Genomic DNA, 10,231 nt, shown 5'->3' on the forward strand with positions numbered 1-10,231 from the left:
TCCCCGGGGACCTGCCACAAGAGGCAGAGACCACTGAAGTCCCCTCCACAACTCAGCTCGGACACGCTTTAACGTGACGACCGGGTTTGAGAGCATCTCAGACCCCATGGTACTGATAATAGGCAGCACAGGTCCCCTCACTGGAAACCATACAGGGACCATATGGATTAGAAGGGGTGCAGCTGCTGCGAAACAGTGGACAGTCAACAGGGGTACAACTGCCGCGAAGCACTTCACCGCAGCGGCAGCCTGGGTGTTGGCGGACAGTTGGAACTTCCAGGTCAAAGTGGAGCTCGGCATCATGCTCCCGGAAGTCTCTCTTCAGGCGAAGCCCACTGCCAGGTATGCTCCCCAGGCCACGCCAGCTGGCATCAACCGTGTCGAAGACCTCGGCCATTAGCTTTCGCGCTCTTTCATTGCCCTCAGAATTTACCGCTCGACTGTACTGAATCTCCACCTCACTCTCACCGCTCTCGACCTGGCTTATGAGCATGTAGATGCTCTGCAGGATGTCCACCGGTTCGAAACCGCTGACCACGCACGGTTTGCCGTACTGCTGCGCCACCTTCCGGTAGGGTTCGATGCCGATGATGGTGGTCACATGTCCTGGACAGAGAAACCCGTCGATGTGCACATCTTCGGCAGCCAGCAATACTTCCATGGCTGGCGGCAGCAACTTGTGGGCCGAGAGCAGGAAAAAATTCTGCAGCCCTTCCCTGTTGGCTTGCCTTACAGTAGCAGCAATTGTGGGCGCCGTGGTCTCGAAGCCGATGCCTACCATCACCACCCGGCGCTGGGGATTTTGTCGGGCGATTTCCAGGGCGTCAAAACCTGCATACACCACCCGCACGTCAGCCCCCCTCGCCTTTTCTCTGTTGAGCGAGGACTCCGAACCCGGCACTCGCATGAGATCACCGAAAGTGGCCACGATCACCCCAGGTTGGCGGCACAGGGCTACCGCCCTGTCGATGTCCTCTGCAGCAGTGACACACACGGGACAGCCAGGACCGGATATGAGAGTTATGGTCTCCGGCAGCACAGACCGTATGCCAGCGCGGAAGATGGCCATGGTGTGAGTACCACAAATCTCCATCAACCTCGCGGCAGTGCGCGAGCGTTCGCCTATGGCTCTGATGATTCTGCCGGCCAGTTCTGGGTCGCGGTATTCATCCTGATACTTCATAGTCAAAGATCTCTTTGAAATAAGAAAGCGTCTTCCTGGCCTCCTCTGGATCCACCAGATGAATGGCATAGCCGGCATGGATGATGAGGTAGTCACCCACCTCAACCGTTCCGTCCAAAAGGTCCAGACAGACCTGGCGCCTCACATCACCCATCTCCACAGTAGCCATGTTCTGTTCAACCTCGACAACCTCCATTGGAATGGCAAGACACACTGCCGCCCTCCTTTTTTCAACCCTCACCGTCTGTGGACTTCTCCAACAGCGCTGCCCCGATCACCGCCTGCCCCAGAGAGATACCGCCGTCATTTGCAGGCAACAATCGAGGAGTATAGACTTCCAAGCCAACGGCTGCAAGTTTCTCTTGCAGCCGCTCAAGAAGAAAGACATTTTGCCAGACTCCACCGGAACATACTACCCTGTGGAGCCCATGTGCTGCTGCCAGTCTGCTGCAGGCCTCACTGAACATCTCCACCAGGGTCTGGTGAAATTTACCGCTCAGGTAGCCCACAGATCTGCCTGCTGCTATATCCTCCACCAGCTGCACAAATATCATTCTAGGGTTGAGCAGCAATCTCGTAGAGCTTTGCAGCAGCTCGTAATCGTAATGATCTTCAGTGGGCTGCAGGCACTGCTCCAGTTCTATGGCAGCCTGTCCCTCGTAGGCAATACGATCCCGAAGTCCCAGCAGAGCGGCAACCCCGTCGAACAGTCTGCCGCAGCTGGATGTCAGAGGGCAGTTCACCCCGGCTTTCATCATCTGCACCAGTATCTGCAAGTGTTGCCGCTGCCATCTCTGCAGACCAAGGTCCCGACGTTCCAGCAGGTCATCGCCAAAAACAGTCCAGAGATAGGCCACAGCCATACGCCAGGGCTCCTTTATGGCAGCCTCCCCCCCGGGCAGGGGTACGTAGTCGATATGGCCCAATCGCTCATAGCTCGTCTCCTCCACTGCCAGCAGTTCCCCGCCCCAGATGGCGCCGTCTTCTCCGTAGCCGCTGCCATCCAGGGCCAGACCGAGCACCCTGCCCTCGATTCCATGCTCAGCCATGCAGCTCACCACGTGGGCATGGTGGTGCTGCACTGCCAGGGTGGGAAGTTCTTGCTGGGTCACAGCCACCTCGGTTGTCAGGTAGTCTGGGTGGAGATCGTGGACCAGCAACCGGGGGGAAATTTCCAGAATTCGTTGCAGGTGACGCACAGTGTGCTCCAGGAACTCTAGCGTCTCCAGGTTTTCCAGATCACCTAGATGCTGGCTCACAAAAGCGCGATTTTCCTTGGTGAGGCAGATGGTGCCCTTCAATTCCCCCCCGAGCGCCAGGACTTCCGCTACCGGCTTTCTCAGAAAGATGGGCGCTGGCACGTATCCTCGCGAGCGCCTGATCTGTCTCTCCTCACCCCCTGTCACCCTGACCACAGAATCATCTGTTCGCTGCAAAATGTCTCTATTGTGCATCAGGAAAAAATCGGCAATGCTGCCAAGGCGCTCCAGGGCTTCCTGGTTGCCGATGGCGATGGGCTCTTCGCTAATATTGCCGCTGGTCATCACCAACGCCAGAAATCCATGTGACAGCAAGAGATAGTGGAGCGGCGTGTAGGGCAGCATGGCGCCAAAGTAGCGGTTTCGCGGAGCTACCTCGGGGGCAATAGGGTTTCCCGGCCGTTTTCGCAGCAGCACGATGGGCCGCTGGGTGGAAGTGAGAAGTCGTCGCTCCTCAGCAGTCACTATTGCGTAGCGCTCAACTTCTTTCATCCCCGGAGACATGAGGGCCAGGGGCTTCTCCTCTCTCTGCTTGCGGAGCCTCAGCCTCCTCACCGCCTCATTCTGAGTGGCATCGACTGCCAGATGATAGCCACCCAGTCCCTTGACTGCCAGGATCGCCCCGCTGCTGAGCTGCTGCGCTGCAGCAGCAATCACATCTGCTGTCTGGATCTCGCTGCCGCCGCTGTCTGTGAGCCAGAGCCGAGGACCGCACTGCCAGCAGCCGTTTGGCTGAGCGTGAAACCGTCTATCCAGAGGATCATGGTACTCACGGCTGCAGGCTGCACACATGGTAAAGGGAGCCATGGTGGTGTTGGGACGATCATAGGGGATATCTCTTATTATGGTGTAGCGAGGTCCACAGTTGGTGCAATTGATAAACGGATAGCGGTACCTTCTGTCCTGCTCATCGAAAAGCTCGCGCAAGCAGTCGGCGCATATGGCGGAATCGGGTGAGATGAGTGCCCTGCGCTCCTGGCCGGCCTTGCTGGCCCTGATCTCAAAACTGCCATAGTCCGCCGGCGGCAGTGTTTCCACGTCCAGTCTGGTAATGCGGGCCAGGGGCGGCACTGATTGCGGCAGCTCTTCCATAAAGCGCAGAAGATCGGCGTCAGCCCCCTGCACTTCCAGGATGACGCCGTCGGAAGTGTTCGCCACATAGCCGCACAGTCCGCAGGCATGGGCGAGTTGATAGATGAAGGGCCGGAAGCCTACCCCCTGGACAACTCCCTCGATCCGAACCCTAAATCTCTGCACCAGTCGCATCCGTCTTGCGGTTTGAAACCTGGCTTCGCAGCCAATTGTACCAACCAGACAAGCCCTCGCCGGTGCGGCAGGAAATCTCCAGAATTTCCAGGCTGCTGTTGAGCTGCAGGGCGCGCTGCCTGATCTTGCTCACATCGCAGTCCACATACGGCAGCAGGTCGATCTTATTGATCAACAGTACACTGGCCTCCTGAAACATGAGTGGGTATTTTAGAGGCTTGTCGTCACCTTCAGGAACACTGAGAAGCATGACCTTTACATCTTCTCCCACCTTGAATTCAGCCGGACATACCAGATTTCCCACGTTCTCGATCACCAGGAGGTCCAGCTCTGCTAGCTGCAGGGCGTTGAGGGCAGATTTTATCATGCTGCTGTCCAGATGACAGGCTCCGCCTGTATTGAGCTGTACTACCTGAACTCCCCTCTGGCTGATGCGTTCCGCATCATAAGAAGATTGAATGTCTCCCTCCACTACTCCTATGCGGATCTCATCCTTGAGTGTTTCGATGGTGTGCTCCAGCAAAGAGGTCTTGCCGGCGCCGGGACCGCTCATCAGATTGACCACAAAAAGACCAGCCTGGCGAAATAGCCGACTATTTTCTTGCGCCAGCTGCTCGTTGGCCTCCAGGATGTTGCGAACTACTGGAACTTTGACTGCCATATCTTCTCCTCATCCTGCACCCTTCATTACTGGATATCCCTACTGTTCATTCTCCCTCAAAACTCTCCAGAGTCAGTTCCCTGCCGCTTTGCAGCTCCACTTTGCCGCTGCCACATTTGGGACAGCTGAACAGCAGATCTGTCACGGAAAACTCATGATCGCATTCGCGGCAGCGGCAGATGGTAGGCACCTTCTCGATATCCAGGCGGGCGCCCTCGGCCAGGGTCCCTTTACTCAGAAGTTCGAAGCAAAATATGAGGGATTCAGGCACCACCGTGCTCAGTTCACCCACCTTCAGGGACAGCGACAGCACGCGGCTGACTCCATGGGCACTGCCCTCCTGAATGACAATATCAAGAAGATTTTGCGCAATTGCCATCTCGTGCATGAGCACTCTCACTTCCAGCAGCAAGGCTATGCACCCTCTCGCCACCATGACTCCGATACATACCCATAACCTGCCACTTCCGCGCCCAGCTAAGCGCTGTGCTGCCGGCATTCACTCCTGTGGTGACTCCGGATGAGGAGGGGGCATCTAGAGACCGGCTTATACCCCCTCAAGGAAAGAGGTGAACTGGCTGGGACCATGGTTTTCTATTGGCACACTTCAAGGCGAGCCACCCGAGCCCATCTTGGCAGCTCTACTGCCGAGTCTCTCTACGATTTTTTCATAGTAGCGTTGCTTTTCTTCCCAGGCCACTGGCACCCTGCGCATCATGTTCAGCTTCATGACCAGGAAATTGAGCCTTTTCAACTGCTTGTACTTTTCTACTTCACTGCTGCACGATAGCAGTAATTCTTCAGTAGTCAGTATTTCCTTTTTCAGTTCCACTTCCGGAGGGAGACAGTTACTATTCTTCAATATTTTGTAGGCTAACCGAAGGTCATCAGGGATGTGGCTGTCATCTTCCAGTTGTAATGGTTTGCCCATGCCTGGCAGATTTTCGAAGTCGCCTCTCCTCTGGGCCTCGCGAATCCGCTCCTCAGCCAGCCGCTCAAACGCAGCAAAAGCACTGCTTGCCGCCATAGCAAACTCCTTGCGCTAGTGCCTGCAGAATTACTCCTTCCACATGGTCATTCTGGCTCCGCTAACTATCGCTGAGTTGACACGTGAAATCAAGTACAAAACGCACGGCCACCTTGCTCATTGTTAGCTTATCACCATCCGCGCGTCTGTTGCACTATCTTCGCTTGCAGTCTCGGAGTACTGTCCAGCCAGGAGATGCTTCCCCAATCCTGCCTCGAGATGTTGCAGCGATTATCCAAACTTGTTCTGGAGAAAGTTCCATACTGCTGAAGGCTGAATTCCGCAGCACTAGAAAGCAAGGGCTTCTAGAGGTAAATATCTGCTGTCGAGTCCAGAGTCGTTTCTCACTTGCCGGCGGCGGCCTGATGCTCAGCTCTCATTTTCTTTGCGAGTTCGCGAATTTCTACCAGGTCTTTTTTCATCTTGGCAAAGCCGTACCAGGTAGAATAATCATAGTTCAGATGAAAGGCTCCCTGAAAGGTCTTCATTCGGTGATCCATGAACATCTCATACAGGATCTCTTCAGCCTTGGTGTTGACGTCATAAAAGGTCAAGAGATCCGGATACGCTGGGTAGTCAGGCCGTCGTTCAATAATCCCGTCCTGATATAGTCCGGCTATGATCTCTATGGCTTCGGCAAAAAGCTTGTCTGCCTGCTTCAGCAGCAGATCAGCGTTCTTCATGTTTTGATTTACAAAATCGGCTGCATGACATTTCTTGCAGGTGTCAACAAAGCGCTTTCGTTCAGCCTGAAATTCTTCTTCACTGAGGCGCGCCACTTTACCGGCTTTGACCACAGACAATCTTTCAGTAGCTTTGCCACTGGGATCCAAAACTCCCAGGCCTTTCAGAATCGTAGTGCGATATCCCAGCCATTCCTCATCTTTTTCTGGCAAGCGCACAGCCAGAAAACCCCAGGCAGAAAAAACCCGATGATCGCCATTCTGCATGTGGCACGTCTGGCATTTCGGAGCCCGGTCCTTGTTTTCAGCGTCAATGGTGCGGTTGAGCAGATAGGTGACGCCATGCTTCGAACCCGACCACATCTCCCACTGAGCATGGTCAAAGCCCATATGGCATGTCATGCATGCCTCGGGCTCGGATGCCTCTGCCTTTGAGAACCGATGACGCGTGTGGCAGTTCTGGCAATCCATGCCGTAGCGATAATATTTTCGAGACTCTACTTGTCGAGCCTCGCTGTCGGTCAAACCCAGGGTATGACAGCCACCGCAACCTTTCTGACCTTCGATGAACGACTTTGGCTGCATGTGTGTATAGGGCATTGCATTGAGCGCCACCAGACCGAGTGCATGCTTGCCGCTGAGATACTGCTCTGCCTGTTCAGGATGGCACTTCTTGCAGGTATTGATGGTGGGCAGTTGAACTTTGGCCACATCAGTCCTATCCACATGCTGGTCGCCATGGCAGTCAGAACAGGTGAGCGCCTCCGACATGGCGCTCCTGTTGAAATCTTCTACCTGTTTTGGGGCGATCTTGCTGTGACATTCTTCGCACTTGGAAGGCAGAGCCAAAACAATATCTGCCAGCAAAAAAATGGAGGCCAAGAGACTCAAAACGATTGCTGCCAACTGTTTTTTCATGCTTCCCTCCTCCTCAGACCTGCAAGTATTCTAGGCAAAAATGCAGTCCAGCTTGGCTGTCACCATTGCTCCCGGTGTCTTCGACTGTTTATCTCCTGTACTTATGCTGGTTTTGTCTCGTTATCAACGCTCCTGGAGCAGTCATGGTGGGTCTCTTTTACCACGTTATCTGGAAAACAGGCAACCACCCCTGCAAAAAATAAGGGACTTTTGTTTTTTGCCAGGAAGCCACTGTAGAGTAGCCAACTCCTCCCTGCTGCGAGCTCGTCTCGAATCGTGCTCCCAGGACGACAGCCTTTACCCCAACAACACTGGATGATTTAATCTGCAGGAAAATAATAATTAAAGGCGGTTTTTCAGAAATGACTGAAGGTTATGATACTTGCGCAATCCTGAAGACTGCAGCCAGCAGACCTGTCAGATGGCTCCAGGCAATACAACAATAGCTGGCAGCCTGCCAGATTAGCCTCAGCTCACTCCTTCGTAAAGTTTGCGACGCACAAAAAGATCGACAAGGTCGGCGTCGAGCTTGCCCTTCGCTGCTTCCTCTTCGAGAAGTTTTATCGCTTCTTCGGCCCGCATGGCACCGCGGTACGGACGGTCGGTAGCGGTCAGGGCGTCGTACATGTCGGCCAGCCCAAGAATGCGCGCCTGAATCATGATGTCAGGAGCCTTGAGTCCTAGAGGATAGCCGGAGCCGTCCAGTTTTTCATGGTGGGCGGCAGCAATGAGAGGTATTCGCTCGAGATCTCTGGTAAAAGGAATCTTGTTGATGATGTTCAGGGTGTGGAGTACATGATTCTGAATCTCCTGGTACTCTTCTGTTGTCAGGTTACCCTCTGCTACCGTCAGATGGTGCACCTCTTCTTCAGTGAGGTAGGGGTTCTGCTGTCCCCTGGCATCTCTGTATGTTTTCTTGCCAATAGCCAGAATTCTTGCCGCCTGCTCGGGGCTGATGCTCCTGCAACAATTGATGTGGCGAATGAAGCGGAGATCCTCCTCCACCTCAGCCACAACCCTGTCCACCTCTGCTCTTACAGCTTGTTGCTCGAGTTCGTGGTGGTGCTGCCTCTCAACCTCGCGTATACGCGCCAGCTTTATGGCCTCGAAACGGCTGACAATAAGATCCAGCGCCGCCGGGGAAAGCCTGTCCACCCTTTCCAGCACCTCTTCTCTGACACCAATTTTACCTATATCGTGGAGCCAGGCCGCATAGTGCAGTTCTTCCATCTCCTGCTTATTGAAATAGACATCAGCCAGAGGCCCTTCTGACTCCTGGTTAACTGCCCGGGCAAGACGGAGACAATAGGTGGCCACCCGACGCGAATGTCCTGCAGTGTGAGGGCTGCGAGCGTCTATGGCTGAAGCTGAATAGCGCACCAGAGCAGCAAATACATCGTGGATGGCTCTGATGAGCTTGGCATTGCGGATGGCCACTGCCGCCTGAGACGCCAGAGAGGCCACCAGTTCCTCCTGTTCCGGCTCGAATACTGTTACCCGGCCATGGCTGTCCAGGGAGTTGATGAGCTGCAGGACACCGATGATCTCATTCTCGTGATCGCGCATGGGCACCGTCAGCATGGAGCGGGTTCGATAATTGTTTCGCTCGTCAAAGGTAGGATTGAAGCGGTACTCTTCCTTACCTGAGAGCTTGTAGGCGTCAGGAATGTTGAGCAGTGTCCCATTGATGGCCACGTAGCCGGCAATGCTGCTGGTATCCAGAGGGATGGGAAAGGGGCGAAAGGCCTCGGGCAAGACATTGTTGCGACTGGCGAGGGTATCGTTCTGGGCCACTTCGAAGCGGAGTTGATTCCCCGCTTTGATGTAGAGACTGCCAGCGTCGGCCCTGGTAAAATTTCTGACTTCCCGTACTATGAGGTCGAGGAGGCTCGGTAAATGGGTCTCACTGGAAAGAGCGATGCCTATCTGGTTCAACTTCCTGATTTGCTCTTTGAGAGAGTGTATCAAGAACCTCTTTCCTCCCAGAAGCAGGGCCCCTGCCGCCGGTAAATTGCCTGCTCAGCCATCAGTCTTCTCTCAGCAGGGGATAAAGCGACCAGTTTCTTTGACGTCGTAGCCCCCCAGGGCAGTGACCTCATCTTTGAACTCTCGAGTAGCAATGATGTTTAGCAAGATCTGCACCAAATCCGTCTCCAGGTGTACAGCAGGAATTACCAGATCATAGCGTTCGGTGACCACAGGGATGAAGTCGAGTTCCAGGGCCCTGGCTGCCGCCAGAATACCCATGCCCACATCACTGCTTCCACTCAGAACCGCCACTGCCACTGCCATATGGGTGTATTCTTCGCGCTGGTAGCCTTCCACCTGCTCAGGGTCCACTCCCAGTTTCTGCAGCTGCCAGTCGAGCAGAATTCTCGTGCCAGAGCCAGGTTGTCTGTTGACAAAGCGGACATCGGCCCGCCCGAGATCGGCTAGGCCACGAATTTGCTTGGGATTTCCCCGGGCCACTATCAAGCCCTGTTCACGGTGCACCAGGTTTACCAGACGCACATCCATCCCCGGCAGGTAGCGCTGGATGTAAGAGACATTGTATTCACCAGTTTCTGTGTCGAGCAGGTGGCAGCCAGCCAGATGGGCATTCCCTTTGCGCAGCGCCAACAAGCCACCGAGACTTCCCACATTGCTGGAGGCGAGAGTTACCTCAGGGTGATATTTCCTCAGTAGATTTGTGATCAGATCGAGAGTCATGTCATGGCTTCCCACCACTACCAGGGTGCGATCTATGGTCTCTCTGGGAGTGAGCAGGACAACGGGCTGACTCTCGTCTTCAGAGACTCCCTCTACTGTATCTGCTATGCGCAAAAACCCTGCCGCCCGCGTCAGAGAAGTGATGGAGCCGGCTCCCCTGGCCAGGGGTGTGGCCACAAGTTTTTTCCCCACGCGACCTACCTGCACTCTGACAAATTCTTCCACCCCGAGTTTAGAAGGGATTTTCTGGCAGGGATGGGCCTCCACCTTTTCGGCCTCGGGTTCCACCAACCCCTGCATTCTGTAAAGCAATGGCCGGACAAATTGTTCCAGGCTGATTACAGCTGACACGGGATAGCCAGGATTCCCCACGACGGGCACGGAATTCACCTCACCCAGGACAGTCGGTTTGCCTGGCATTATAGCCACCCCGTGGACCAGCACTTCTCCCAGCTCGGCAATGAGGTTTGCCGTGTGATCTTCAGAGCCAGCCGAGGAGCCGGCATTGACCAGCACAATATGGTA

The 10,231-nt window shown here is 54.8% G+C and carries 9 protein-coding genes; all 9 read right to left on the reverse strand.

Translation table 11 applies throughout. From position 1 onward, the window contains the following. Positions 1-97: 97 nt before the first annotated feature. Positions 98-1,183, reverse strand: a complete 1,086-nt coding sequence (gene hypD, locus JRI89_14800) for a hydrogenase formation protein HypD (GenBank protein MBW2072507.1) — start codon at positions 1,181-1,183, stop codon at positions 98-100. Then, complete coding sequence (locus JRI89_14805; protein ID MBW2072508.1) at positions 1,167-1,397, reverse strand: HypC/HybG/HupF family hydrogenase formation chaperone; 231 nt, start codon at positions 1,395-1,397, stop codon at positions 1,167-1,169. The genes hypD and JRI89_14805 overlap by 17 nt, the downstream gene beginning before the upstream one ends. A 16-nt stretch (positions 1,398-1,413) precedes the next feature. Beyond that, the gene (hypF, locus tag JRI89_14810; GenBank protein MBW2072509.1) at positions 1,414-3,708 is read right to left on the reverse strand and encodes a carbamoyltransferase HypF; all 2,295 of its coding nucleotides are present in this window, start codon (positions 3,706-3,708) and stop codon (positions 1,414-1,416) included. Continuing rightward, complete coding sequence (gene hypB, locus JRI89_14815; protein ID MBW2072510.1) at positions 3,686-4,369, reverse strand: hydrogenase nickel incorporation protein HypB; 684 nt, start codon at positions 4,367-4,369, stop codon at positions 3,686-3,688. Before hypB ends, hypF begins: the two co-directional genes overlap by 23 nt. Before the next feature lie 46 nt (positions 4,370-4,415). Continuing rightward, positions 4,416-4,757, reverse strand: a complete 342-nt coding sequence (gene hypA / locus JRI89_14820) for a hydrogenase maturation nickel metallochaperone HypA (protein ID MBW2072511.1) — start codon at positions 4,755-4,757, stop codon at positions 4,416-4,418. 219 nt (positions 4,758-4,976) lie between these two features. Next, positions 4,977-5,396, reverse strand: a complete 420-nt coding sequence (locus JRI89_14825; GenBank protein MBW2072512.1) for a DUF1992 domain-containing protein — start codon at positions 5,394-5,396, stop codon at positions 4,977-4,979. Between the two features lie 344 nt (positions 5,397-5,740). Next, positions 5,741-6,997, reverse strand: a complete 1,257-nt coding sequence (locus JRI89_14830) for a cytochrome C (protein MBW2072513.1) — start codon at positions 6,995-6,997, stop codon at positions 5,741-5,743. Between the two features lie 468 nt (positions 6,998-7,465). Beyond that, on the reverse strand, positions 7,466-8,965 hold the full coding sequence (locus JRI89_14835; GenBank protein ID MBW2072514.1) for a GAF domain-containing protein: 1,500 nt from the start codon (positions 8,963-8,965) through the stop codon (positions 7,466-7,468). Positions 8,966-9,034: 69 nt separating this feature from the next. Further along, positions 9,035-10,231: molybdopterin biosynthesis protein (locus JRI89_14840; GenBank protein MBW2072515.1), on the reverse strand; the 1,197-nt coding region annotated here is incomplete at its 5' end.

It is taken from the genome of Deltaproteobacteria bacterium (assembly GCA_019309045.1).
GTDB lineage: Bacteria > Desulfobacterota > Syntrophobacteria > BM002 > BM002 > JAFDGZ01.